At 70.5% G+C, this 23,573-nt stretch carries 21 protein-coding genes; 3 read left to right on the forward strand and 18 right to left on the reverse strand.

The features are described from left to right. Positions 1 to 81: 81 nt before the first annotated feature. The 16 genes from pknB to DY157_RS11485 form a co-directional block, all read right to left on the reverse strand. A complete protein-coding gene (gene pknB / locus DY157_RS09000; protein ID WP_115728300.1) occupies positions 82 to 2,097 on the reverse strand; it encodes a Stk1 family PASTA domain-containing Ser/Thr kinase in 2,016 nt (671 codons plus the stop codon). After that, positions 2,070 to 3,851 (reverse strand): serine/threonine-protein kinase, encoded by a 1,782-nt coding sequence (locus DY157_RS09005; RefSeq protein WP_115728301.1) that lies wholly within the window; start codon positions 3,849 to 3,851, stop codon positions 2,070 to 2,072. The genes pknB and DY157_RS09005 overlap by 28 nt, the downstream gene beginning before the upstream one ends. After that, the gene (locus DY157_RS09010) at positions 3,848 to 5,302 is read right to left on the reverse strand and encodes a peptidoglycan D,D-transpeptidase FtsI family protein (protein ID WP_115728302.1); all 1,455 of its coding nucleotides are present in this window, start codon (positions 5,300 to 5,302) and stop codon (positions 3,848 to 3,850) included. The genes DY157_RS09005 and DY157_RS09010 overlap by 4 nt, the downstream gene beginning before the upstream one ends. Then, positions 5,299 to 6,693: an FtsW/RodA/SpoVE family cell cycle protein gene (locus DY157_RS09015; RefSeq protein ID WP_115728303.1), complete on the reverse strand. Its 1,395-nt coding sequence runs from the start codon at positions 6,691 to 6,693 to the stop codon at positions 5,299 to 5,301. Before DY157_RS09015 ends, DY157_RS09010 begins: the two co-directional genes overlap by 4 nt. Beyond that, the gene (locus tag DY157_RS09020; protein ID WP_115728304.1) at positions 6,693 to 7,994 is read right to left on the reverse strand and encodes a PP2C family protein-serine/threonine phosphatase; all 1,302 of its coding nucleotides are present in this window, start codon (positions 7,992 to 7,994) and stop codon (positions 6,693 to 6,695) included. The genes DY157_RS09015 and DY157_RS09020 overlap by 1 nt, the downstream gene beginning before the upstream one ends. A 1-nt stretch (position 7,995) precedes the next feature. Continuing rightward, on the reverse strand, positions 7,996 to 8,493 hold the full coding sequence (locus DY157_RS09025; protein WP_115728305.1) for an FHA domain-containing protein FhaB/FipA: 498 nt from the start codon (positions 8,491 to 8,493) through the stop codon (positions 7,996 to 7,998). Next, on the reverse strand, positions 8,490 to 9,194 hold the full coding sequence (locus tag DY157_RS09030) for an FhaA domain-containing protein (RefSeq protein ID WP_115728306.1): 705 nt from the start codon (positions 9,192 to 9,194) through the stop codon (positions 8,490 to 8,492). Before DY157_RS09030 ends, DY157_RS09025 begins: the two co-directional genes overlap by 4 nt. Before the next feature lie 530 nt (positions 9,195 to 9,724). Continuing rightward, the gene (locus tag DY157_RS09035; RefSeq protein ID WP_115728307.1) at positions 9,725 to 10,945 is read right to left on the reverse strand and encodes an ATP-binding protein; all 1,221 of its coding nucleotides are present in this window, start codon (positions 10,943 to 10,945) and stop codon (positions 9,725 to 9,727) included. Positions 10,946 to 11,087: 142 nt separating this feature from the next. Then, positions 11,088 to 11,405 (reverse strand): YbjQ family protein, encoded by a 318-nt coding sequence (locus DY157_RS09040; protein WP_115728308.1) that lies wholly within the window; start codon positions 11,403 to 11,405, stop codon positions 11,088 to 11,090. Then, a complete protein-coding gene (gene nrdF / locus DY157_RS09045; protein ID WP_115728309.1) occupies positions 11,405 to 12,367 on the reverse strand; it encodes a class 1b ribonucleoside-diphosphate reductase subunit beta in 963 nt (320 codons plus the stop codon). Before nrdF ends, DY157_RS09040 begins: the two co-directional genes overlap by 1 nt. 289 nt (positions 12,368 to 12,656) lie before the next feature. Next, positions 12,657 to 13,967, reverse strand: coding sequence for an alpha/beta fold hydrolase (locus tag DY157_RS09050; RefSeq protein ID WP_115728310.1), 1,311 nt, complete (start codon positions 13,965 to 13,967; stop codon positions 12,657 to 12,659). A gap of 167 nt (positions 13,968 to 14,134) precedes the next feature. Continuing rightward, positions 14,135 to 14,464 carry a branched-chain amino acid transporter permease gene (locus tag DY157_RS09055; protein WP_174232149.1) on the reverse strand — a complete coding sequence of 110 codons (330 nt, stop codon included), beginning with the start codon at positions 14,462 to 14,464 and terminating at the stop codon, positions 14,135 to 14,137. Beyond that, positions 14,461 to 15,288: an AzlC family ABC transporter permease gene (locus tag DY157_RS09060; protein ID WP_235827152.1), complete on the reverse strand. Its 828-nt coding sequence runs from the start codon at positions 15,286 to 15,288 to the stop codon at positions 14,461 to 14,463. Before DY157_RS09060 ends, DY157_RS09055 begins: the two co-directional genes overlap by 4 nt. 112 nt (positions 15,289 to 15,400) lie before the next feature. Further along, positions 15,401 to 16,393, reverse strand: a complete 993-nt coding sequence (locus DY157_RS09065) for a ribonuclease H family protein (RefSeq protein ID WP_115728470.1) — start codon at positions 16,391 to 16,393, stop codon at positions 15,401 to 15,403. 196 nt (positions 16,394 to 16,589) lie between these two features. Next, positions 16,590 to 17,006 carry an amidohydrolase family protein gene (locus DY157_RS11415; protein WP_160159515.1) on the reverse strand — a complete coding sequence of 139 codons (417 nt, stop codon included), beginning with the start codon at positions 17,004 to 17,006 and terminating at the stop codon, positions 16,590 to 16,592. A gap of 11 nt (positions 17,007 to 17,017) precedes the next feature. Further along, entirely contained in the window at positions 17,018 to 17,161 is a 144-nt protein-coding gene (locus DY157_RS11485) for a hypothetical protein (RefSeq protein ID WP_174232150.1), read from the reverse strand. Positions 17,162 to 17,244: 83 nt separating this feature from the next. Between DY157_RS11485 and DY157_RS09075 the strand changes: the two genes are divergently transcribed. After that, a complete protein-coding gene (locus DY157_RS09075) occupies positions 17,245 to 17,562 on the forward strand; it encodes an acylphosphatase (protein ID WP_115728312.1) in 318 nt (105 codons plus the stop codon). A 96-nt stretch (positions 17,563 to 17,658) separates the two neighbouring features. Here the strand turns inward: DY157_RS09075 and DY157_RS09080 are convergent, their stop codons facing one another. Further along, a complete protein-coding gene (locus DY157_RS09080) occupies positions 17,659 to 18,675 on the reverse strand; it encodes a VOC family protein (protein ID WP_115728313.1) in 1,017 nt (338 codons plus the stop codon). A 72-nt stretch (positions 18,676 to 18,747) separates the two neighbouring features. Between DY157_RS09080 and DY157_RS09085 the strand changes: the two genes are divergently transcribed. Then, the gene (locus tag DY157_RS09085; protein ID WP_235827153.1) at positions 18,748 to 20,028 is read left to right on the forward strand and encodes a Fic family protein; all 1,281 of its coding nucleotides are present in this window, start codon (positions 18,748 to 18,750) and stop codon (positions 20,026 to 20,028) included. Positions 20,029 to 20,082: 54 nt separating this feature from the next. On the opposite strand, the gene DY157_RS09090 is transcribed toward DY157_RS09085, so the two are convergent. Further along, on the reverse strand, positions 20,083 to 22,542 hold the full coding sequence (locus DY157_RS09090; RefSeq protein WP_115728314.1) for a S9 family peptidase: 2,460 nt from the start codon (positions 22,540 to 22,542) through the stop codon (positions 20,083 to 20,085). Positions 22,543 to 22,629: 87 nt separating this feature from the next. Here DY157_RS09090 and DY157_RS09095 point away from each other — a divergent pair, with 87 nt between their 5' ends. Then, a complete protein-coding gene (locus DY157_RS09095; protein WP_235827155.1) occupies positions 22,630 to 23,553 on the forward strand; it encodes a patatin-like phospholipase family protein in 924 nt (307 codons plus the stop codon). The last annotated feature ends 20 nt before the right edge of the window (positions 23,554 to 23,573 follow it).

Below are 23,573 nucleotides of genomic sequence, written 5' to 3' on the forward strand. Positions count from 1 at the left end.
GATCGACGAGGTCGGAGCCGCGCGTTCGCTGAAACGGAGGGGGCGGGCCGGTGATCCGGCCCGCCCCCCTCGTGCGTTCGCTCAGTTCCCGTTCGACGAGTTCCCGTTCCCGTTGTTCGAGGTGGTGGAGGAGTTCGAGTTCGCCGAGTTCGAGGTCGGCTGCTTGCCCTTGGAGACCGTGACGGTGACCGAGGAGTTCTGCGCGACGACGGAGCCCTCGCCCGGTTTGACGGAGATCACCGCGGTGGCGTCGACCGTGTCGGAGTACTGCTCGACGACGGTGACGTTGAGGGTGAGCGCCTGGAGGGCGGCGACGACGGAGGACTGCTCGTAGCCGACAAGGGTGTCGGGGATGACGACCTTGCCGGAGGCGACGGTGAGGGCGATGGAGTCGCCCTTGTTCGCGGTCTCCCCGGATGCGGGGGTCGTGAAGAGGACGAGCCCCTCCTTCTGGGAGGCGTCGTCGGAGGTCGAGACGTTGCCCATCTTGAGGCCGGCGGCCGAGAGGGCCTCGCGCGCCTGGTCCTGCGTCATGCCGGTGAGGTTGGGGACCGTCGTGGTCTTCGCGCCGGAGGAGGCGTAGCCGGTGACGGTGGAGCCCTTCTTCACCTGCTTGCCGCCATGGGGGCTCACCTGCGCGATCTTCCCGGCCTCCACGGTGTCGCTCGAGACGGTGTCGCTCGAGAGGGACCAGACGAGGCCGAGCGCTTCGACGGCCTGCTGGGCGGCGTCGGGGCTCATGCCGACGAGGTTGTCGGGGATCGTCACCGAGTCGGAGCCGGAGGAGAGCGTCGCGGTGACGGTCGAGCCGACCTCGACGGAGGCGCCGGACGAGGGGTCGACCTCGGCGACCTTGCCCTCCTCGATCGTGTCGGAGGCGACGGTCTGGTCGGAGACCGCGAAGACGAGGCCGGCGGCCTCGACGGCGGACTTCGCCTCGGCCTGGCTCATGCCGACGAGGTTGTCGGGGACGTTCACCATCTCGGGGGACTTCGTCATCTGCGTGAGGCCCCACCAGGCGGCGCCGACGAGGAGGAGGGCGACGAGGACGAGGCTGACGATGAGGCCGGTCCGCTTCTTCTTCGGCTCCTCCTGAGGGGCGACCGGCGCGATCGTCGAGGTCGCGGTCGAGACGGGCGCGTAGCCGGGCGCGGCGGGGAGCGTCTGCGTGGGCGCGCCCGCGGCGGCCATGGGGACGGTGTCGGCCCAGACGGCGGCCGAGGGTGCGTTGACGCGCCCGCCGCGGGTCGCGCGCATGAGGTCGGCGAGCATGGAGCCGGCCGAGGAGTAGCGGTCCTCGCGGTCCTTCGCGAGCGCCTTCATGACGACGCGGTCGAGCGCCTCGGGGACGTCCGGGGTGATCGACGAGGGCGTGGGGGCGAGCTGCTGAACGTGCTGGTAGGCGACGGCCACGGCCGAGTCGCCGGTGAAGGGCGGGCGGCCGGTGAGGAGTTCGAAGAGGACGACGCCTGTCGAGTAGAGGTCGGAGCGGGCGTCGACCTGCTCGCCGCGCGCCTGCTCGGGGGAGAGGTACTGGGCGGTGCCGACGACGGCGTTCGTCTGCGTCATCGTCGCCTGCGAGTCGGTGAGGGCGCGGGCGATGCCGAAGTCCATCACCTTCACCTTGCCGTCGCCGGTGAGCATGATGTTGCCCGGCTTGATGTCGCGGTGGACGAGCTGCTGGGAGTGCGAGTACTCGAGGGCGGAGAGGACGCCGGAGACGATCGAGACCGCCTCGTTGATCGGGACGGGCGTCCCGTCGGCGAGGAGCTCCTTCACCGTGTGGCCTTCGACGTACTCCATGACGATGTAGGGGACGGAGACGCCGCGCCCGTCGGGGCCGGCGACCATCTCCTCGCCGGTGTCGTAGACGGCGACGATGTTCGGGTGGTTGAGGGAGGCCGCGGATTGCGCCTCGCGGCGGAACCGCGCCTGGAACACGGAGTCGCGCGCGAGGTCGGATCGCAGCATCTTGATCGCGACGATCCGGGAGAGGCGGGTGTCGAAGCCCAGGTGGACTTCGGCCATCCCTCCGCGCCCGATGAGCGAGCGCACTTCGTACCTGCCGGCTAGACGGCGGCCCATGGACTCGGCCATGTGAGAACCTCCTCGAGGACGGGGCGTCCCTCGCCGACGATCGACGTGAGGGACCCGAGCATGTGGTGGATCGCGAAGGCGATGATCGCGACGATCGCGAGAACGACGAGGGCGATGAGGACGGCGCGCGCGATGCGGCGGCCGAGGGGGACCGGCGGCGCGACGCTCGACCGGTTGTAGGCGGTGGGCGCGGCGGGCCCGGACTCGTCGGCGCGCAGGTTGCGCGCGTCGAGGGAGTGCCATCGGGTGACGAGGGCGGGGCCGCGGCGCTCCCGGAGGGGGAATCCGGACGGTTCGGCGGAGCGGGAGCCGGTCCCGCGGGCGCGCGACGGCGCGGTGCGACGGGGTCGGTCGTCCGCTCCGCGATCGCGCGCGGAGTCGACGGCGGCCTCCTTCGGGGCGGGCGTCTTCGCGGATCGGGCGGCGGCGCGGGTCCGCTCATCCTCCGCGCGCCGGGCGCGTTCGGCGGCCTCCCGCGCTTCGTTCTCCTTCTCAGCGGCGCGCGCGGCGTCGGCGAATCGGCGGGCTTCGGCGCGCTCCTTGAGGCGGGCGGCGAGGGCGGCGCGCCGGTCGGCGACCGGGTCCCCGGTGGTCTGCGGCGCGCTCGAATCGGGGGCCGCCGACGAGGTCGCCGCGGCGGGGAGGTCGAGGCGCGGGTCGGCGGAGTCCGCGGATTCCGGGCCGACGGGGGCGTCGGCGCGGGCGGCCTCCGGGGCGCCGCTCGAGTCGCCCGGGCTCGTTGAACCGGGATCGGCCTCGTCGGCGGAGAGCGCGGCGGGGGCGACGAGGAGGTCGGCGGGCAGCGTCCGCTTGGGGACGTGGTGGACGGGCGCGACGGGGCGGAAGGGGGCGCGCGGCGTGGGCGGCACGGCTTCGGCGGCCGACTCCTCGTCGGCGGGTTCGGGCAGCGGGTGCGGGCGGACGGGAACGCCCATCGCCTTCGCCGCGGCGGAGAGCTCGCGGACGAGGGCGAGGCCCGATTCCGGCCGCTTCGCGGGGTTCTTCTCGAGGAGATGGAGGATCACATCGGCGAACGGGCCGGGCACGTCCGCCGGGAGCGGCGGCACGGGGTCGTTGACGTGGGAGAACGCGATATCGACCTGGGTGTCGCCGGTGAAGGGGCGACGGCCCGCGACCGCCTCGTAGGCGATGACGCCGAGCGCGTAGAGGTCGCCGATCGAGGTCGCCTTCTCGCCCATCGCCTGCTCGGGCGGGAGGTACTGGGCGGTGCCCATCACCATGCCGGCGGCGGTGAGGTCGACCTGGTCGGTCGCCCGCGAGATCCCGAAGTCGGTGAGCTTCACCATCCCGTCGGGCCTCACGAGGATGTTCGCCGGCTTGATGTCGCGGTGGACGACGCCGGCGCTCGCGGCCGCGCCGAGGGCCATCGCGACCTGCATGAGGACGGGGAGGAGATCCTCGGCGCCGATCCGGGCGCCGCCGCGCAGGAAGTGGGTGAGGGGGAGGCCGTCGACGAGCTCCATGACGATCCAGCCGCGTCCGTCCTCCTCGCCGGAGTCCTGGACGTTCGCGATGTTCGGGTGCTGGACGCTCATCGCGTTGCGGGCTTCGAGGCGCAGGCGCGAGAGGGAGAGCTCCTCTCCGGAGAGCTCGGCGCGCAGGATCTTCGCGGCGACGAGGCGCCCGGTGACCCGGTCGCGGGCCTTCCAGACTTCGCCCATGCCGCCCTGGGCGATGGGGGCGAGGAGCGTGTAGCGCCCGCCGAGGACGCGTCCGGCGCTGTTCTTCGTCATCGCAGCCCCGCTTCCAGGAGGGCCCGTGCGATGGGGCCGGCGACCGTGCCGCCGTGCGGCGCGGGGTCGGAGTCGTCGCCTTCGACGAGAACGGCGAACGCGATCTGCGGGTCGTCGGCGGGCGCGAATCCGACGGCCCAGGCGTTCGCCCGTCCGTCGACGCCGGTCTCGGCGGTGCCGGTCTTCGCGGCGACGGACACGCCGTCGATCGCCATGGACGTGCCGGTCCCGTAGGACTGGGAGACGACGCCCTTCATCATCTCGGTGATCTGGTTCGCGACCTCGGGCGTCACGGGGTTCGAGCGGACCGAGGGGGTCGTCTCCGACTGGACCGCGAGGTCCACGTCGACGACCTGGGCGATGAGGTACGGGTTCATCATCGTTCCGTCGTTCGCGATCGCCTGGGCGATCATCGCCATCTCCATCGGCGTCGCCTGCACGGAGAACTGGCCGATCGCGGACATCGCGAGTTGGGCGGCGTCCGTCTCGGCCGGGAAGGACGAGGACGTGACCGCGAGCGGGATCGAGAGGTCGTCGCCGAAGCCGAAGCGGGCGGCGACGCCGGCGAGCTGATCGTGCGTGAGCTTCTCGGAGGCGAGGAGGAAGGTCGTGTTGCACGAGCGCGCGAATGCCTCGGCGAGCGTGGGGTTCCCGTCGCCGCAGGTCGAGGACTCGATGTTCGACACGGTCGTCTGCGTGCCCGGGAGGACCGTCGAGACGGGGGACTCGAGCGTCGTCTCGGGGGTCGCGATGCCGTTCTCGATGAGGGCGATCGAGGTGAGGATCTTGAAAGTCGAGCCCGGTGCGTAGCGGTCCCCGGCGATCGCGCGGTTGACGAGCGGCTTCGAGGGGTCGTCGAGGAGCTTCGTGTGCGCCCCGTCGACGGCGGCCGAGTCGAAGGCGGCGAGCGCGTTGGGGTCGTAGGAGGGAGAGGAGTAGAGGGCGAGGATCGCGCCCGTCTTCGCGTCGAGGGCGACGACCGCGCCCTTGCGGTTCCCGAGCTGCTCGGCGGCGATCTGCTGGAGCGCGGGGTCGAGGGTGAGGACGACGCCGCCGCCCTGCCGGTTCGCGCCGGTGAAGAGGTTGTGGAGCCGCTGGCCGAGGAGGGCCTGCGATTGGCCGTCGAGGGTCGACTCGGCGGCCGCTTCGAGGCCGGTGGCCTGCGAGAACGCGGCGGAGAAGAAGCCCGTCACCGAGGCGTAGAGGGGGCCCTGCGAGTAGGTTCGCTGGAATCGCTTGGAGCCCTCGACCCGCTGGGAGGAGGCGATCGCGGTGCCGTCGACGATGATCGGGCCGCGGTCGGTCTCCGCGGCGTGGAGGATCGTCCGCTCGTTGCGCGAGTCGGCGTTGAGCGAGGGTGCTTGGAAGAACTGGTTGTTCGTCGCGGCCATGCCGAGGAGGGCGAACATCGCGAGGACGAGGATGAAGAGGCGTCGGATCTGGTGATTCATGCGCGCGCCTCCCCTTCGGCGAGGGAGGGGTGAATTCCGGAGTTCCACGGGGCCGGCGAGGCGGCCGGGCGTCGGGCCGCGTCGGAGACGCGGATGAGGAGGGCCACCGTCAGCCACGAGGACACCATCGAGGAGCCGCCGGCCGCGAGGAAGGGCGCTGTGAGCCCGGTGAGCGGGATGAGCCTGGTGATGCCGCCGAGGACGACGAAGAGCTGAATCGCAAGGGAGAAGGAAAGGCCCGTCGCGAGGAGCTTCCCGAAGCCGTCGCGCACGGAGATCGCCGCGCGCATCCCCCGCTCGATGAGGACGAGGTAGAGGACGAGGATCGCCATGAGGCCGGTGAGACCGAGCTCCTCGGCGAGCGAGGAGAGGATGAAGTCGGAGTTCGCGAGCGGGACGAGCTGCGGGTAGCCGCGCCCCCAGCCGGTGCCCATGAGCCCGCCGGACGCCTGTCCGAAGAGCGACTGGACGAGCTGGTAGGAGCCGCCGGCCTGCGAGTAGACGTCCGTGTCGAGGGCGTGGAGCCACACGGAGAAGCGGTTCGCGACGTGCGGGAACGCTGTGATCGCGAGGAAGACCGCGGGAACGAACATGAGGAAGCCGATGACGAGCCAGGACACCCTGTTCGTCGCGACGTAGAGGGTCGCGACGAAGAGACCGAAGAAGAGGAGCGAGGTCCCGAGGTCGCGCTGGAGGACGAGGATCGCGACGCCGATGAGCCAGACGACGAGGATCGGCCCGAGGTCGCGGGCGCGCGGCAGGCGCATCCCGAGGAACTTGGTCCCGCCGATCGCGAGGTTGTCGCGATTCGTCACGAGGTACCCGGCGAAGAAGATCGCGAGCGTGATCTTCACGAGCTCGCCCGGCTGGAAGGACATCCCCGCGATGCGGATCCACACGCGCGCCCCGTAGGTCTCGTAGCCGAGGCCCGGGACCATCGGGAGGAGCAGGAGGAGAAGCGAGAGGACGCCGAAGGTGTAGGTGTAGCGCCGCAGCGTCCGATGATCCTTGAGGGCGACGAGGACGAGGGCGGCCAGGCCGATCGCGACGCCGACGAAGAGGAGCTGACGGAGCCCCACGGTCGCCATGTCGAGCGCGGTGTACGACAGGTCGAGCCGGTAGATCATCGCGAGCCCGAGGCCCGTGAGGGCGACGGCGATCGGGAGGATCACGGGGTCCGCGTAGGGGGCGAGCCAGTGGACGCCGACCTCGGCGACGATCGCGAGGGCGAGGAGGATCCCCAGGTGCATGAGGAGGTTCGCGGGCAGCTGCCCGGTCCGGTTGATGCTCGTGAGGGCGTAGCCGCCGACGCCGACCGCGAGGGCGAGGAGCATGAGGAGGATCTCGAGGGCGCGCCTCGGGCGCGCGGGCGCGATGGTGACGGTCGCCATCAGCTCACCCCCGTCGCGCCGGACTGCGCGCCCGATTGAGCGGCGCCGGACTGGGCGCCCGATTGGGCGTCGGCCCCGGCCTCGTTCGCCTGCTTCGAGCGCGCGACGGACTGACGGAGCTGCTCGATGTAGGCGTCGATCGCCTCGCGCGAGGAGCGCAGGACTGGTGTCTCGAGGCGCTGCCGGTCGACGCTCGACAGATCGGCGAGGGCGATGTCGGTGACCTCGACCGCGTGGGAGAGGTCCCAGGCCCCGATCGACTGGGGGATGCCCTGGTGGATGACGACGTAGCCCTCCTGACCGATGACGTAGTACTGCGTCTGCGTCCACGCCCACCCGAGCCATCCGGCGCCGATGACGAGCGCGGAGGCGAGGAGCGCGAGGAGCGGGGCGAGCCAGCGGCGGCGCGGGGCCTCGTCGAGATCGTCGTCCTCGTCGAGGTCGACGGCTCGATTGCGGCGCAGAGCCGCGGCTCGGGCGGCCGCTCCGCTTCCGCCGCGAGAGGCGGCGTGGCGGTCGATGGCGGCGGCGCCGACGATCTGCGGGGTCGCGGGCGGGAAGGAGCCGGGGGCGACGATATCGGCGACGACGCAGGTGATGTTGTCGGGTCCGCCGGCGCGCAGGGCGAGTCGGATGAGCTCCTCGGCGCATTCGCCCGGATCCTCGATCGTCGCGAGAATCGAGCCGATCGTCTCGGGGGAGACGACGCCGGAGAGGCCGTCGGAGCAGAGGAGCCAGCGGTCGCCGAGGATCGCCTCGCGCATCGTCTCGTCGGGGGTGACGTCGGCCTGCGCGTCGCCGAGGATGCGCAGGACGACGTTGCGGTTCGGGTGGTGCTCGGCCTCCTCCGGCGTGATCTGGCCGGTTTCGACGAGGTACTGGACGAAGGAGTGGTCGGTCGTCACCTGCGTGAGGGCCTCGCCGCGGAGCATGTAGGCGCGCGAGTCGCCGATGTGGACCATCGCGAGCTTGTTGCCCGAGCGCATGACGGCGATGCACGTCGTCCCCAGGCCCTCGAGATCCTTGTCGCGCTTCGACCGGTCGGAGAGCTCGTCGTGCGCGTCCATGAGGGCCTCGCGCAGGAGCGGGAGCATCGATTCGGCCGGGTGGGAGTCGGTGTCGAGGGGCACGAGGTGCGCGAGGGCGACCGAGGAGGCGATATCGCCGCCGGCCGGTCCGCCCATTCCGTCCGCGAGTACGAGGAGGTTCGCCCCGGCGTATCCGGAGTCCTGGTTGTTGCTCCTCACGAGCCCGACGTCGGATCGGGCGGCGAAGTGGAATTCGACGGGCTGGGAGGCCATATCACCTCACCAGTTCGAGGGTCGTCTGGCCGATGCGGACGACGTCGCCGGCGCGGAGGAGGCGGGGCTCGGTGAGCCGCTCGTCGTCGACGTAGGTGCCGTTGCGCGAGCCGAGATCCTCGATCCACCAGCCCTCTGCGGACGGCTGGAGGCGGGCGTGGCGGCTCGACGCGTACTCGTCCTCGAGGACGAGGGTCGACGCGGGGGAGCGGCCGATGACGATGGCGGTCGATCCGAGGGGGAGCACGGTGCCGACGAGCGGGCCGCCGGTGAGGAGCACGTTGCGCGGTGCCTCGGAGGCGCCGCCCGCGGCCTCGGCCTTGCGCCCCCGGCGGGATTCGCGTCGGCGCTGGTCGGCCTCCCTGCGGCCCTTGCCGCGCGGGGTGACGACCGTGCCGAAGACGTCGCGGCGCAGCGTGTTGACCGCGCCGAGGACGAGGAGCCAGAGGAGGACGAGGAACCCGAGGCGGAAGACGGTGAAGGCGAGGTCCGTCGTCATCGATCGCCGTCCGTTTCGGGGTGGGTCCAGAAGTAGATGCGGGTGCGGCCGATGACGATCTGGTTGCCGTCGAGGAGGGTCGCGGCGTCGATGCGGTGGCCCTCGACGAAGGTGCCGTTCGTCGAGCCGAGGTCGGTGGCGATGACGCCGGTCGGCGTGATCCGCAGTTCGAGGTGGCGGCGCGAGACACCGGTGTCGTTGACGACGATGTCGGCCTCGGTGCCGCGGCCGATGACGGTGACGGGCTCGGTGAGCAGCCACTTCTCCCCGTCGACGTCGATGATCGGGTGCTCGGGCGAGGGCGAGGACGCGGTCGCGGGGGCCGCGGCGCCCCGACGGTTCGAGGACTCGACGCGCAGCTGGCCGGTCTGCTCGGCCGAATCGACGACGAACTCGACGTCGACGGGTCCGAGGAGCGCGAAGCCGGAGGCGGAGGCGTGCTCGGTCGCCTGCTGGGAGAACTCGTCGGCGAGGACCTCGAGGTCGGCCTCGAGGGAGTCGAAGTCCGCCTGCGAGGCATGGACGGTGAAGTGGTTGGCGGCGATCGTCCGCTCGGAGGAGAGCGCCTGCGCGGAGTCGTCCATCGCGCGGCGGATCGCGGAGTTGACGTCGACGGCCTTGATCCCCGACCGGAACACGCGCGAGAAGGCGCCGTTGACGCCTCGCTCGACGGCGTTCTCGAAGCGGTCGAAGATGCTCATGTCTGTTCTCCTCAGCCCGATGGGCATAGTCGGTGGTCGGGTACGCGGAGCACTCGACCGGGCCAGTCTAACGGTCGAGTCGAGCTCGAGGGATTCTAGATTCGCCCTTTTCTCCTCTTTCGAGGATTTCCCCGGGCCCCACCGCGCCTCCCCCGGCCTCTCCCTCCGCCGAAAGCATCACCTTTGCCCGCCGAGAGCATCACCTTGCTCCATCGAGGGGATCTTCCCGCCCGTCGCTTCGGGCGTTCGCGCCCCGCCTGCGCCCCGCTTCGGCCTCGTTCGGAGCCGGCCGCGCCCTGCCCGCCCTGCCCGCGCAGGACGCCCCGGACGCCGTGAGGGGCCGACCCTTGCGGGCCGGCCCCTCACGACATCCCATCAACACAGTGCGAGTTCGTCCGAATGGTCTCCTTGTAGCGCTCGTGGCTCTTTCAACGGGATCCGCGGCGGATCCGGAGCCGTATTCCCTTGTGATGACATCAAGGTAGGGGCCGCGCCTGGAAGAACCGTGGGACGGGTCTATGAATCGCCTGTCAAGAGGCGGACTTCTTCCGTGAACGCAGGGGGGGAACCCGAAGCTCGGGGAATGCGCGTCGCATGTACTCGTCGAAGTGAGGGACGGTGAATGCCGCGCTACCGTGCTCGGGAGTGTAGAGGAGGCCCATGTTGATGAGCTCGGCACGAGTCGGGGCGATCTGCGGAGAGGTTCTGCCGAGGAGATGGGCGACGTCCTGGGAACGTTGCGGTCCCGGACCGAGCTCGGCCATCGCCCGCAGATATGCGGATTGGAGCTCCGTCGTCCGATCGAGGCGGACCCGGAAGAAGGACTGATCGAGCTTCTCCTGATAGCCGGGGAGTGCGTCGTCGATGTCGCTCAATCCGATAATCGGTCCCTCGGCCAAGGGCCACACCGCGTATCCGAGCTCCTGAAGGAAATAGGGGTATCCGCCGGTGATGTCGACCGCGCGATCCAGTGCTTCATTCGTGAAACCGGCGTCCTCTGCTTCTGCGGGAAGCCGCAGGGCATCCCGAGCATCACCTTCGGAGAGGTTGCCGATACTGGGGAAGGTGAAAAGACGCTCGGCGTAGGACTTGGCGTCACCGGCAAGTTCAGCGAGCTGCGGCAATCCAGCACCGACGAGGGTGACGGGCAGCTCGCGTTGAACGATCTTGTGAAGGGCCGTGATGAGAGCCTCGAGTTGCCCACGGTCGAGGAACTGCACTTCGTCGAACAGCAGGACGACCCCACGTTCGCGATCTGCGGCGGCCTCGCCGAGCGCGGTGAGGAGGTCGGTGAGGTCCATCGCAATGTCGCCGTGGTCTCCGTATCCTTCAGCTGCATCAATGTCGAGCCCGGCGGTGAGATTCCCCTCCGGATCCATCGTGAGATGGAAGCTCTTGAGCACGGCAGCGGCATGTCGCAAGCGGTCATTCCACTTCGCCCGAGGTGACAGCTCGAGAAGCGCCGTGCGTACTCTCGCTGCGATCTCGCGACGGAACGCGGTGTCGTCGTGTTTGGAAACTTCGAGCTCGATGACAACCCACTGAGAGGAGAGGGCCTTCTTCCGAAATTGTCCGAGCAGGACGGTCTTCCCGACGCCGCGCAGGCCGGTGATGAGCATCGATTGTTCGCTTCTGCCCCTCTTCAGCCGAGCGAGGAGAAGGTCGAATGCTGCGAGCTGGTCCGTGCGCCCGACGACAACCTCGGGAGCGGCTCCGGCATTCGGCGTATACGGATTGCGCAAGGGGTCCATGGAGCGAGTTTACAAGCTTTAGGAGAGTTTATCGACGATAGAAAAACTCTCCTAAAGCTTGTAATCGTCCGGGGAAGAAGACCCGGGGGGAGCTCACCGATCGGTGAGCTCCCCCCAAGCGAGTGAGCGGCGCGCCCGAGCCTCAGAGGACGACCGCCGTGCCCGTCGCCATCGCCGCGAGCATGCCGTTGTCGGCGCCCGCCGTGAAGTAGTCGATCGAGCAGCCGACGATCGCGTTCGCGCCGAGGGACTCGGCGCGCTGGCACATCTCGGCGACCGCGGTCTGCGCGGCCTGCTGGATCTCCTGCTCGTACGACGTCGAGCGCCCGCCGACGAGGTTGCGCAGGCCCGCCCCGAAGTCCTTGAAGAGGTTGACGCCGGTGATCGTCTCCCCGGAGACCATGCCGATGTACTGCTGGATCGGTCGGCCCTCGAGGGTGGGGGTGGTGACGACGAGCATCAGAAGTCCCAGTCCTCGTCCTCGGTGTCGACGATCTCGCCGATGACGTAGGAGGAGCCCGAACCGGAGAAGAAGTCGTGGTTCTCGTCGGCGTTCGGAGAAAGGGCCGCGAGGATCGCGGGGTTGACGTTCGTCTCGTCGTGCGGGAAGAGCGCCTCGTACCCGAGGTTCATGAGGGCCTTGTTCGCGTTGTAGCGGAGGAACTTCTTGACGTCCTCGGTGAGGCCGAGCGGGTCGTAGAGGTCCTCGGTGTACTGCTCCTCGTTCTCGTAGAGCTCGTAGAGGAGGGAGTACGTGTAGTCCTTGAGCTCGTCGCGGCGCTCCTGGGAGGCCTCGGCGCAGGCGACCTGGTACTTGTAGCCGATGTAGTAGCCGTGGACGGCCTCGTCGCGGATGATGAGGCGGATGAGGTCGGCGGTGTTCGTGAGCTTGGCGTGCGCCGACCAGTACATGGGGGCGTAGAAGCCGGAGTAGAAGAGGAAGGACTCGAGCATCGTCGAGGCGACCTTCCGCTTCTCCGGGTCGTCGCCCTCGTAGTACGACTTCACGATGCGGGCCTTGTTCTGGAGCGCCTCGTTCTCCTCCGACCAGCGGAAGGACTCGTTGATCTCCTCGGTCGACAGGAGGGTCGAGAAGATCGAGGAGTACGACTTCGCGTGGACCGATTCCATGAACGCGATGTTCGTGAGGACGGCTTCCTCGTGCGGGGTGCGCGCGTCGGGGATGAGGGAGACCGCGCCGATCGTGCCCTGGAGCGTGTCGAGGAGCGTGAGGCCCGTGAACACGCGGTTCGTCATGAGCTGCTCGTCCGGGTGGAGGGTCTTCCACGACTGGATGTCGTTGGAGAGCGGGATCTTCTCGGGCAGCCAGAAATTGCCGGTGAGGCGGTCCCAGACCTCGAGGTCCTTCTCGTCCTCGATGCGGTTCCAGTTGATGGCCTCGAAGATCGGTTCGGTGCTCAACGCGTCCTCCTGACAGTGGGCCGCCCCTCCGGCGGCGTACCCGCTCAGCGTACCGGCGCTCCCGCCCGGCGACGAGGGGGAGCCGCGTGAGGCGCGCGACCGTCCGCGCGGGGCGCCCCCGGTGGCGATCGATCGACGAGGTCGGGGCCGGGCGCCGGTCGGGCCGCGGCGGCGCCGCGGCCCGGGGAGGCGAATCGGGCGCAGCGCCCGACGGATCTCCCCGTGCGGGACGCGCCGCCCCGCCCTCGTCGATCGGGAGCGGGGCGAGGGAGAGGCGCGCGCGAGGCGGTCAGTCGCGGACGAGGGCGAGGAGGTGGGAGAAGACCTTGCCGGCGGAGGCGCGGACGCCGTCGTGCTGGTACTCGTTCGTCACCCAGGTGCGGGTGCCGCGCACGGCCTCGGCGGTGGCGAGCGAGAGCTCGCGGGGGACGAACATGTCGTCGTAGTAGACGGCGGCCGCGACGGGCACGGTGTTCTCCGCGAGGCGCTCGGGGTCGTAGACGGCGCTCCAGTCGGTGCGCGCGGCGAGTAGGTCGGTCGTGGCGGCGAGCGGGGCGAGGCCCGGGTCCTCGTCGAAGATGCGGCGCATCATGTGCTCGCCGGTGAGGTAGTAGGGCTCGGAGAGGTCGAGCGGGTCGGCGTCCTTCGCGAAGCCGGGGATCTCCTCGGCGAGCCGGTCGGCGGACCAGGCGGTCGCGGTGCCGGCGAGGGCCGGGGTCGCGCACGCGTAGATCGCCTCCTGGAGGACGCCGTACATCGGGGCCATGGCGACCTCGGCGGCGACGCTCTCGAGGAATTCGGCGTTCAGGCGCCGCTCGCCGCGCACGGTCGTCCACGGTCCCTCGAGGAGGTAGTGGAGGAGATCGGTGCGCGTCTGCATCCCGAGGCCCATGCCGATCATGCGGAAGCGCTCGGTCGAGAGCCGCTCCCCGGTCGGGAGGTATTCCTCGGAGCCGCGCAGGTGGGCGGCGATCTCGCGGACGGTGCGCTCGTCGTCGGGGTGGCGCTCGAAGTAGAAGCGGTTGCGGGCGGCCGTCTTCGCGTAGGTCAGGCGGTAGATGTCGTCGACGTGGACGAGGCCGGGAAGACCGCCCGTGATGAGGGAGGCTTCGATGGACTCCGGCGCCGTCGACAGGTAGGCGAGCGTGAGGAAGCCGCCGTAGGACTGGCCGAGGGTCGTCCACTTCGTGACCCCGAGCTCGGCGCGCAGCGCCTCGGCGTCGGCGACGATCTGGTCCTGGCGGAAGAGCATGAGCCGATCGGCGCGGACCTCGTCGGAGGGGAGGTCGGCGAGCGCCTGGGCGTCCATGCGGGTGGACTGGCCGGTGCCGCGCTGGTCGAGGAGGATCACGCGGAAGTCTTCGAGGGCCTTCCCGATCCAGCCGTCGCGGAAGTCGCCCTGGCGCGGGCCCTTCCCGCCCGGGCCGCCCTGGAGGAAGACGAGGCGCGGGAGATCCTCACCGCCGCGCCGGACGATCTCGCGGGCGAACACCTCGATCGTCGGGTTGTCCGGGCCGGGCGCGCGGAAGTGGTCGAGGGGGACGTCGATCCGGTACTCGTGGACGGTGCAGGAGTGCTGGACGTAGGCCGAGGTGCGCATGGGGGAAGCCTATCGCCGCCCCGCCCAACACGCGTTTGGCGTGTTTCCTGACGTTTGGCGGGTCAAAATGCCCCGATTTGCGCCGCCAAACACCGACAAAGCCGCCAAACACCGACAAAGCCGCCAAACGCGTGTTGCGGGGCGGGGCTCGGACGGGGCGGTGGCGCTCAGACGAGGGCGAGGAGCGCGACGTAGGAGAGCGTGCCCGCCGCGATCGAGAGCATCATCCGGCGCCCTCCGAGGAGGTGGGCGCCGACCGTGATCGCGCTCGCGACGGCGGCGGCCCAGCCCTTGCCCGGAATCTCGACGTAGTGGGAGTGGAGGGTGACGGCGGCGAGGACGAAGAGGATCCCCGCGGGCATCCACTCGCCCATCGTGCGGACGAAGAGGGACTCGCGCAGGGGCTGGAGGATGAGGAAGGGCACGCCGCGCAGCGCGAGGTCGATGAGGAACACGATCGCGAGGACGGCGAGGAGGTAGAGGAGCGGCGGGATCATGCATCGACCCCCTTCGCGGGATCGTCGGGGGATTCCTCGACTCCCGTTCGATCTCCGGGTGAGCGGGCGCCGGCCCCGTCCTCGCGCGCGTCCGAGGGCAGCCGCCCTGTCGACTTCGCCCACACGTATCGAGCGACGAGGAGGGCGACGAAGAGGAGGAGCGAGACGATGAGCCACTGCCCGGGCGCCGCGAACCATGCGAGGAGCATGGCGAGGCCCGCGAGGAAGAGGGAGGGGACCTCGGCGCGGGTGCGCGCCGCGTCGAGCGCGAGGGTGAGGAACATGGCACAGAGCGCGAAGTCGAGCCCGGGGATCGTCCCGGGTAGGAGCGACCCGAGCCCGACCCCGACGAGGCCGGAGGCGACCCACGTCGACTGGAAGAGGACCTGCATCGCGAGGATCCGCGGCTTCGTCCACCCCTGCGGGCGCGCGACCGTGAGGGCGTAGGCCTCGTCGACGAGCGCGTACACGGAGTAGAACTTCGCGAACCGTCCCTCGACGACGGACAGGGGGAAGGAGAACGCGTAGAAGAGGTGGCGCGAATTGACGAGGAACGTCGTGATCGCGAGCGTCGCGAGCGGCGCTCCCGCCGAGGCGAGCGACACCATGAGGAGCTCGGCCGACCCGGAGTACGCGGAGACCGAGAGCGCCGGGGCCATCCACCACGGGAGGTTCGACTGCGCGACGAGCAGCCCGTAGGCGAGCCCGAGCGGCACGTATCCGAGGGCCGCGGGCGCCGTGATCCGCAGGCCCTCGAGGACTTCCGCCCGCGTCGAGCGCGCGGGCATCTCCCGGGCTTCGGGGGGCGGGGGCAGGGCGGTCATCGCGACATCCTCGCAGGCCCGGCCTACCGCTCGCGGCCCCGGCCGCAGTGCGGACCCGCGTGACGAGGGCGAGTCGGCGCGCTCGCGCAGTCCGTGCGCCGCGCCCTCCGGCTCAGAGGATCGGGGTCGACTGGTGATGGACGAGGACGGGGCCGCGCGTCGGATCGGGGGACCAGACGGAGAGCTCGGCGCTCGCCCCGCCCTCCCAGCGCAGGCCGTAGCGGACGAGGGTGGCAGTTCCGGCCTCGGTCGCTTCGAGTCGGCTCACCGCGAGGCCCGGCGGGACGGGCCCGCCGAGCCCCCGGTCCGAGTGACCGTCGGGCCAGACGCGGACGGCATCGGGGGCGCCGAGCTCCGCGAGGGTCTCCGTGTCCCCGCCCGCCCACGCGCGGATGAAGCGCTTCTCGAGGTCGAGGATCGACGGATCGGCGGCCTCGGATCCGGCGGCGGATCGCCCGTCGGCGCCGGTTCGCCCGGCCGAGGCTCGCGGATCAATGCTGCTCGCGGGCGCGCCCGCTCCGCTCCGGCCGTCCCGGACGTCGTGGTCGGCGAGTCCCGCTGCGCGACTCCCCGTCTCCCCTCCGTCGGGCGCGTGCGCCCCGGCCTCGTCGATCGAGGAGGAGACGGAGGAGGACGCCCCGAAGGCGGGACCGGGGGCGGGGGTGCGGCCCGCCTGATAGGCCTCGGCGCAGCCGCGCGCGAGGTCGTCGGCGCGCTCGTTCATCGCGTGGCCGGCGTGGCCCTTCACCCACTCGAATTCGACGTCGCGGCCCTCGATGACGCGGTCGATCTCCTGGATGAGCTCGAGGTTCTTGATCGGCTTCTTGTCGGTCTTCGCCCAGCCGCGCTTCTTCCAGCCGTGGCGCCACTTCGCGACGACGTTGATCGCGTACTGGGAGTCGGCGAGGATCCTCAGCTTCTCGGCGCCGAGGCCCGCGGCCTCGGTGGCTTTGAGGAGTTCGAGGACGGCCGTGAGCTCGCCGAGGTTGTTCGTCCCCTCGGGCCAGCCGCCCGCGTCCCAGTGGTCGTCGTCGACGACCCAGGCCCACCCGGCGGGGCCCGGATTGCCGAGGGAGGAGCCGTCGACGGCCGCGGTGATCGTCATGCCGGACATGGTACCCAGCCGCCGAGTGCTCCCAGGGCTTGCTTCATCGGCCTTCTCGACGTCGACGAGTGCGAAAACCGCCGCGAAGCAAGCAGCGGGAGCACTGCTCCCCCCGCCCCACGCCCCCCCGCCGAGAGCATTACCCAGCCACCGCCGAAAGCATCACCTTCGCGCGTCGAGGGGATCTCCCCTCCCGTCAGACCAGGCGGAAGAGGCGGTCGGCGTTGAGGTGGCCGACCTTCTCGGCCTCCTCCTCGGTGAGTCCCAGGCGCCAGATGAACTCCTTCGCATCGCCGGGATGCCGGTACGGGTAGTCGGTCGCCCACATGACGTGGTCGGCGCCGAACTCCTCGACGCAGAAGCGCGCGGTCCGCTCGTCGTACATCGCCGAGGGCGTGTACCAGAAGCGCTCGTGGAGGTAGTCGGCGAGGTCCATGATCTCGCCCTGGGAGATGAACTGGGTGATGAAGGCGGCCTTGCCTCGCTCGGCCGGCGTGTGGTCGGCGGCCTCGAAGATCTCGTCGTAGCGGGCGTTGACCTCGGGGTCGATGAAGTGCTCCTCGACGGCGACGACGCGTGTCGGGCGGGAGCCGGTGAGATCGATATCCGTCACGGTCGTCTCCTTCAGGCGTCGCGCCACGGGGTGTCGTAGGGGAACCAGCGGTTGGCCGAATGGTCGGCGAGGACGTCCTCGCGCTTCGAAGAGAGGCGGCGGTAGTTCTCCTGGAGCTCCGCGCGGGTCGCGCGGACTCCATCGGGCGTGAGCATGAGACGAGTGTGCGCTTCTTCCGGTGAGCGCGATATCCGGATCGCGCAGGGCGGAACGCGCCGAGGACGGGGAGAATGGCGACATGGAGCGAAAAGACGCGGGGCCGGCGAGGGGGAGCGGACGGACGAGGACGATCCGTGCCCTCGTTCGCGGGTACGTGCAGGGCGTGGGCTTTCGATGGTCGTGCCTGCGCCTGGCCGAGAGCCTCGGCCTGGTCGGGGAGGTCCGCAACACGCGCGACGGCGCGGTCGAAGTCCTCGCGCAGGGCCCGGCCGACGACGTCGCCCGACTCATCGTGTGGCTCTACCAGGGGCCGCGCTGGTCCGAGGTCGAGGACGTCCAAGTCGAGAACCTCGCGCCCGGGGCGCTGCGCCTCAAGGATTTCCGCGTCGTCGGCTGACGGGCTCGCGCGGCCCCACGCGAGGCGCCCGACCGCCGACGCGCGGCCCGCGCGGCCCGCTGACGTGAGCCCCCGCCGAAGGCGCCCGGAGCCGCCTCAGCCCCGCAGCGCCTCGTAGGCCGCGATCTCGGGCTTCTTCATCGAGGCCATGAGCGCGTAGGCGCCCGGCAGCTCGATGTACTCGCCCATGTTCGTCGGCCCGACCTGCCAGGACACGCCGAAGCGGTCCTGGAGCCACCCGCAGATCTCCGCCTCGGGCACGGCCGACAAGCCCTCCCACACGGCGTCGATCTGCTCCTGAGTGTCGCACTGGACGGAGAAGGAGAGCCCGCAGGAGAACCCGAAGTCCTGCGGTCCGCCGTTGTCCATCGCGAAGACGGGCGTCCCCGCGAGGATCGCCGTGCCGTGGAGGAGGGCGTCCGCCTCCTCGCGCCCCTCGCGCCGGTAGAGGACGAGCGGCCCGAGCTGCGAGGGCTCAGAAGCGAAGGCGCGATCGAAGACCTCGACCCAGGCGGCGAGAGCCCTCGCGGCGGGCGCCTCCTCTCCGGCGAAGAGGAGGCTCGGCGCGATCCGGATCGGGGCGGGCGGGAGCGCCGCGCCGGAGGCGACCTCATCGGCCTCCGCGATCTCGCTCGCCGTCGCGACCTCGTCCCCCGAGGAGACCGAGAGCTGCCAGGTCATCCCGTACGTGTCGGCGACCCACGCGTAGAGCGGGGAGAACGGGTAGGCGCCGAGCGGCATGAGCTCGGAGCCGCCGTCGGAGAGGAGGGCGGCGTGGAGGGCGCGCAGGCGGTCCTCGGCGTCGGGGACGAGGGCGGGGTCGAGGACCACCGAGAGGGAGATCGACGGGTCCATCGAGAAGGTCGAGTCGGAGTTGATCCCGGAGAGCTCGAAGCCGCAGACGCGGTAGCGGACCTCGAGGACCTCGCCGGCGAAGTCCTTCTGGAAGTCGGGCAGTCCCTCGGTCGGGTAGTGGGAGACGAGGACGACGCCGGTCGCGGCCTCGTCCCCGGCGAGGTCGCCGAGGGCGGAGGCGAAGGCGTCGACGTGGAAGCGCGCGCCCTCGAGCGCGCAGTGGTCGAACCAGAGGGCGGGGACGATGCGCTGAGTCATGGCGCGAGCGTAGTCCCGGATGGTGATGCCCGCGTCACGTCCGGGAGCACTCGTGCATGCCCGAAAAGTGCAATGTTGCTCAACAACTTTTCACACAAGAGGCGATTGTGTGAAAAGTTGGCATTGCACATGTTCGGCATAGCAACGATGATGAGCATCATGGAGCTCGAGATGTTCGTGAATTCGTCGATGGGCGAACTGGTGGAGGTCTCCGGATCCGATCCCCTCCTCGGGGCTTGGTCGCACTGTGCCTTCATCGCCGCCCCGCTCGGAGATGACGAACCGCGGCTCTCGGGGGCTTCCTACCGCGCGGTGGCGGCAGCGGGAAGGGAACTCGCCGCCCTCGACGCAACGGCCGCCCAGCTCCCCAATCCATACCTTCTTCGCACCCCTTCCTTGAGGCGCGAGGCGCAGTCGACCTCCGCCCTCGAGGGCACCTACGCGCCGCTCGCCGAGGTGCTCACGGCATTCGAGGATCACCCGTCAACGATTGAGATGCGGGAGATCCTCAACTACGTCGCAATGGCGAACTATGGATTCACGTGGGTCGGCGAGGGCAGACCCGTCACGCTCGGGCTGCTTGAGGAACTTCAGGGGATTCTCATGAAGGGGACTGCTCTGGAAGGAGAATCGGGGCGTCTTCGCGCGGGTCAGGTCATCATCGGGCGCCGCGGTGATCCGGAGCCCGGCACCCCTGCGATCGTCGCCGCGCGGTTCGTCCCCTGCCCGCCGGGGGACCGGCTGCGTTCAGGGGTGGAGTCGCTTCTCGGATGGATCCGACAGGGGCACGCGGGCAGGATCGATCCGGTCATTGAAGCGGGAATGGCCCACTATCAGTTCGAAACCCTTCATCCATTCCGGGATGGAAACGGGCGGCTCGGCAGGTACCTCATCGTGCTCTCGCTGCTCTCATCGGGAGTGCTTTCAGAGCCGACGCTTACAGTCTCGCCGTGGTTCGAAGAGCGAAGAAGCGAGTACTACGACGCTCTGCTCGCCGTCTCAACCGCTGGCGATTGGGATGGGTTCCTGTCTTTCTTCGCACGTGGCCTCGAAGCGTCGGCGCGGTCTACGCGCGAGCAGATGCTCGCGCTCGCGAAGGTGCAGAACGAGCTCAAGGAGAGAGTCCGTGATTCCAGACTGCGATCGGCCAAGGCGCTCGCGCTCGTCGATATCGCGGTCGCGAATCCCTCGTTCACCGTGCGACGCGTCGAGGCGGAGACGGGTCTGTCGTACGGACGGGCGAATGGCCTCGTCGGGCAATTCGTCGAACTCGGGATTCTCGAGGTTCTCGATCCCGATCATCAACCCCGAGTCTTCTTCGCCCCGGATGTCTTGAAGGTCCTCCTCTCCTAGGCCGGGATCGGACCCGGCCCGGGCATCCGCTCGTCCCAGCGCGATCTGCGCCTTCTACTCCGCGATCCCCACCTGCCCGAGCGCGAAGGCGAATTCCTCGGCGCGCGCGGCCCACCGCCCCTCGCGGCCCGAGGGGCCGGCGTGACCCGCGACCATCTGGGTGCGCAGGACGATCGGGCGGGCGCGCGCGAGGTCGGCGTCGGTCGAGGCGCCGGAGGCCTCGCGGAGGCGCTGGACCCACTTCGTCGGCTCGACGAACTCGACGCGCGTGTCGTTGACCGATGTGGTCGCCATGACGGCCGGGAGTTCGACCCCCTCGGGCACGTTCTCGTAGGGGGTGTAGGCGCGCATCGCCGCGTAGACCGCGGGGTCCTCGATGGGGTTGCCCCACTCCTCCCATTCGCCGACGGTGAGGGGGAGGGACGGGTCGAGGATCGTCGTCAGCGCGTCGACGAAGGGGACGCCGGCGACGACGACGCGGAATCGGGAGGGCGCCATGTTGAGGACGGCGCCCATGAGGAGCCCGCCCGCGCTGCGCCCCTCGGCGATGAGTCGATCGGGCGCGACCCATCCGGAGTCGACGAGCCAGTCGGCGACGTCGACGAAGTCCTCGAAGGTGCGCAGCTTGACGAGCATCTTCCCATCCTCGTACCAGGCGCGCCCGAGTTCGCCGCCGCCGCGGACGTGCGCGATCGCGAGGACGACGCCGCGCTCGAGGAGGGGGAGGCGGAGGATCTCGAACTCGGGGTCGTAGGAGATCTCGTAGGAGCCGTAGCCGATCTGCCAGCCGGCGTTCGTCCCGTCGGGGACGAGGCCGCGGCGGTGGACGAGCGTGACGGGGATCCGGGTCTTCCCGTCGCGCGAGTCGACCCACACGCGCTCCTCGACGAAGTCGGCGGGATCCCAGCCGGGCGCGTCCTCGATCTTGAGGAGGGTCGTCGCGCCGCTTGCGGGGTCGACTTGGAGGACGGAGGCGGGGGTGATCTGCGATTGGACGGAGACGCGGAAGAATCCGTCCTCGAAGCGGGGTCCGGGCGCGGTCGCGAGGGTCCGCACGGGCGAGTCGGACTCGACGAAGCGGCCGGGCCCCCACAGTCCGCGGAGTTCCTCGGCTTCGAGGGGACGAGGTCGGGGCCGCGCGCTGTCGAGTGGGAGGGACCGGGTCCGGTACTCGACCTGGGTGAGGGCGCCCGAACGCATCGTGAGGACGCAGAATCCGGCGTTCGCCTCGACGTCGAGGATGCGCTCGCCTTCGCCCGGCTCGCGGACGGGGATCCATGTCTGAGGCGGGGCGATCTCCGCCTCCTCGGGCACCCCTTCGAGGGCCGATCCCGCGGCCCTTCGCCCGAGGTTCGCGCGGGAGAACTCGGCTCCGACCTCGTGGAATCGGGTGTCGAGGTCGGCGGGGAGCGGGGCGGCGGCGAGCGCGCCCTCGCGGGTGGTGGCGGTGTGGACGAGGAGGAGGTGGTCGGCGGCCGACTCGACGGAGACCTGGACGTCGGGGCGCGCGGCGACGAGGGGGACGGGGCGCGCGGCCGGGGCCGAGGGGAGCCACGCCCAGGCGCGCCCGGAGGTCGTCGACGCGGAGGCGATGACGACGAGGCCGGGGTCGGCGCCCTCGGTGATCCACAGGGAGAAGCGCTCGTCGGGCTCGACGAGGAGCAGGCGGTCCTCGTCCCTCGACTCTCCGAGGCGGTGGTGCCAGATCTCGCAGGAGCGCCAGGCCTCGTCCATGCCGACGTAGAGGAAGGAGGCCGAGTCGGCGGCCCACGCGAAGCCGTATCCGGCGTCGACGACGGCCTCGTCGACGGTGGCGCCGGTCGCGGCGTCGCGGACGATCCACTGGTAGCGCTCGTCGCCGGAGACGTCGCGCGCCCACGCGATGAGGCGCCCGTCGGGGCTGGGGACGAGGTCGACAGCGCGGAAGAACTCGCGGCCTGCGGCTTCGGCGTTCTCGTCGAGGGTGAGTTGCTCGCCGGGCAGGGCCTCGTCGATGCGCGGGGTCGGCGGGAGGTCCGCGGGGCCGAGGAGCCCGGGATTCGCGGGGACGCGGTGGTGGGTCGCGTAGTCGGATCCGGCCCGCCATCGGCGGAAGTACCAGAAGTCGCCGTCGCGCGTCGGGACGGTGACGTCGTCGAGTGCGGCGTGCCCCTTGACCTCGGCGGCGATTCTCTCGGCGAGCGGGCGGGTGGGCGCGCAGACGGCGTCGGCCCAGGCGTTCTCGGCGTCGAGGTGGGCGATGACCTCGGGGTTCTCCTCGTCGCGCAGCCAGTCCCATCCGTCGTCGACGTGCTCGCCGTGGATGTCGCGGACGCGGTAGCCGAAGCGCTTGGGGGCGACGGGCGGGAGGGCCCCGGCGCTCGCGGCCGCGCTCGCCGGGGCAGCGCCATCCGCGGTCTCGCGCGCCGGCGCGGCCTCTCCCGTGGCTTCGAGTGCCGGCGCGGCGCCTCCGGGGACGGCCTTCCCCGCGGAATCGGCCGGGACGTTCGACGGATCGGAGATGACTTCGCTCATGCGGCGACCTTACAGGGAGGTGACGCGCCCGCCGCCGAAGGGTGACCCGGCGAGCGCTCACGCTCCGAGCGGCCTACCCTCGGAATCGTGCCCGTCACCAGCCCTTCGACCAGCTCTCCGGCCGACCTCGTCTCCACCGTCACCGATACCGCCCTCGTGTTCGAGGGCGGCGGAATGCGCAACGCCTACACGGCCGCCGTCGTCGACGAGCTCCTCGCCGAGGGCCTCTTCTTCGACCACGTCTCGGGGATCTCGGCGGGCTCCTCGCACACGTGCAACTACGTGTCGCGCGACCCCGCCCGCTCGTACGGCACCTTCGTCGACCTCGTCGACGACCCGGAGTTCGGGGGCCTCGGGCACTTCCGCCGCGGCGAGGGCCTCTTCAACGCCGAGTACATCTACGAGCGGATCTGCTACCCCGACGGCGCGATGCCCTTCGACCTCGACACCTTCCTCGCGAATCCGGCGACGACACGGATCGGCGCGTTCAACGCGACGCGGGGCCGGATGCGCTGGTTTTCGAAGAAGGACATGTCGACGATGGCGGAGCTCGGCGCCGCGGTGCGCGCCTCCTCGACGCTCCCGATCCTCATGCCGCCGGTCGTCATCGACGGCGAGACCTACGTCGACGGGGCGCTCGGCCCCTCGGGCGGCATCCCGCTCGACGCGCCGATGCGCGACGGCTACCGCCGTTTCCTCGTCATCGCGACCCGCCCGCGCCACTACGTCAAGGGGCCGCTCCGCCCGGCGATCGGCGCGGCCCTGCGCGCCCGCTTCCGCGATCTGCCCTCCGTGTACGAGGGCGTGGCCAGGCGCCCGGCCAGGTACAACGCGACGCGCGACAAGCTCTTCGAGCTCGAGGCGGCCGGACGCGCCTACCTCTTCTTCCCGGAGGCGATGGCGATCTCCAACACGGAGATGCGCAAGCCCCGGCTCGAGGCCGCCTACCGGGCGGGCCAGTCCCAGATCCGCCGGGAGATGCCGGCGATCAAGGAGTTCCTCGGCCTCTGAGCCCGGCCCTCTCCCGCTGA

The organism is Actinomyces culturomici (genome assembly GCF_900499005.1).
Classification (GTDB): domain Bacteria; phylum Actinomycetota; class Actinomycetes; order Actinomycetales; family Actinomycetaceae; genus Pauljensenia; species Pauljensenia culturomici.

What these genes read in the sequence shown, in the direction of transcription:
- DY157_RS09025 (WP_115728305.1), bottom strand. Translation starts at nt 8,493, where the DNA reads ATGACGACGGACCTCGCCTTCACCGTCTTCCGCCTCGGGTTCCTCGTC.
- DY157_RS11485 (WP_174232150.1), bottom strand. Translation starts at nt 17,161, where the DNA reads ATGCTCACGCCCGATGGAGTCCGCGCGACCCGCGCGGAGCTCCAGGAG.
- DY157_RS09050 (WP_115728310.1), bottom strand. Translation starts at nt 13,967, where the DNA reads ATGCGCACCTCGGCCTACGTCCAGCACTCCTGCACCGTCCACGAGTAC.
- DY157_RS09030 (WP_115728306.1), bottom strand. Translation starts at nt 9,194, where the DNA reads ATGAGCATCTTCGACCGCTTCGAGAACGCCGTCGAGCGAGGCGTCAAC.
- DY157_RS09080 (WP_115728313.1), bottom strand. Translation starts at nt 18,675, where the DNA reads ATGACTCAGCGCATCGTCCCCGCCCTCTGGTTCGACCACTGCGCGCTC.
- DY157_RS09085 (WP_235827153.1), top strand. Translation starts at nt 18,748, where the DNA reads ATGTTGCTCAACAACTTTTCACACAAGAGGCGATTGTGTGAAAAGTTG.
- pknB (WP_115728300.1), bottom strand. Translation starts at nt 2,097, where the DNA reads ATGGCCGAGTCCATGGGCCGCCGTCTAGCCGGCAGGTACGAAGTGCGC.
- DY157_RS09090 (WP_115728314.1), bottom strand. Translation starts at nt 22,542, where the DNA reads ATGAGCGAAGTCATCTCCGATCCGTCGAACGTCCCGGCCGATTCCGCG.
- DY157_RS09035 (WP_115728307.1), bottom strand. Translation starts at nt 10,945, where the DNA reads ATGGACCCCTTGCGCAATCCGTATACGCCGAATGCCGGAGCCGCTCCC.
- DY157_RS09005 (WP_115728301.1), bottom strand. Translation starts at nt 3,851, where the DNA reads ATGACGAAGAACAGCGCCGGACGCGTCCTCGGCGGGCGCTACACGCTC.
- DY157_RS09060 (WP_235827152.1), bottom strand. Translation starts at nt 15,288, where the DNA reads ATGACCGCCCTGCCCCCGCCCCCCGAAGCCCGGGAGATGCCCGCGCGC.
- DY157_RS09015 (WP_115728303.1), bottom strand. Translation starts at nt 6,693, where the DNA reads ATGGCGACCGTCACCATCGCGCCCGCGCGCCCGAGGCGCGCCCTCGAG.
- DY157_RS09020 (WP_115728304.1), bottom strand. Translation starts at nt 7,994, where the DNA reads ATGGCCTCCCAGCCCGTCGAATTCCACTTCGCCGCCCGATCCGACGTC.
- DY157_RS09075 (WP_115728312.1), top strand. Translation starts at nt 17,245, where the DNA reads ATGGAGCGAAAAGACGCGGGGCCGGCGAGGGGGAGCGGACGGACGAGG.
- DY157_RS09010 (WP_115728302.1), bottom strand. Translation starts at nt 5,302, where the DNA reads ATGAATCACCAGATCCGACGCCTCTTCATCCTCGTCCTCGCGATGTTC.
- DY157_RS09065 (WP_115728470.1), bottom strand. Translation starts at nt 16,393, where the DNA reads ATGACGATCACCGCGGCCGTCGACGGCTCCTCCCTCGGCAATCCGGGC.
- DY157_RS09040 (WP_115728308.1), bottom strand. Translation starts at nt 11,405, where the DNA reads ATGCTCGTCGTCACCACCCCCACCCTCGAGGGCCGACCGATCCAGCAG.
- DY157_RS09055 (WP_174232149.1), bottom strand. Translation starts at nt 14,464, where the DNA reads ATGATCCCGCCGCTCCTCTACCTCCTCGCCGTCCTCGCGATCGTGTTC.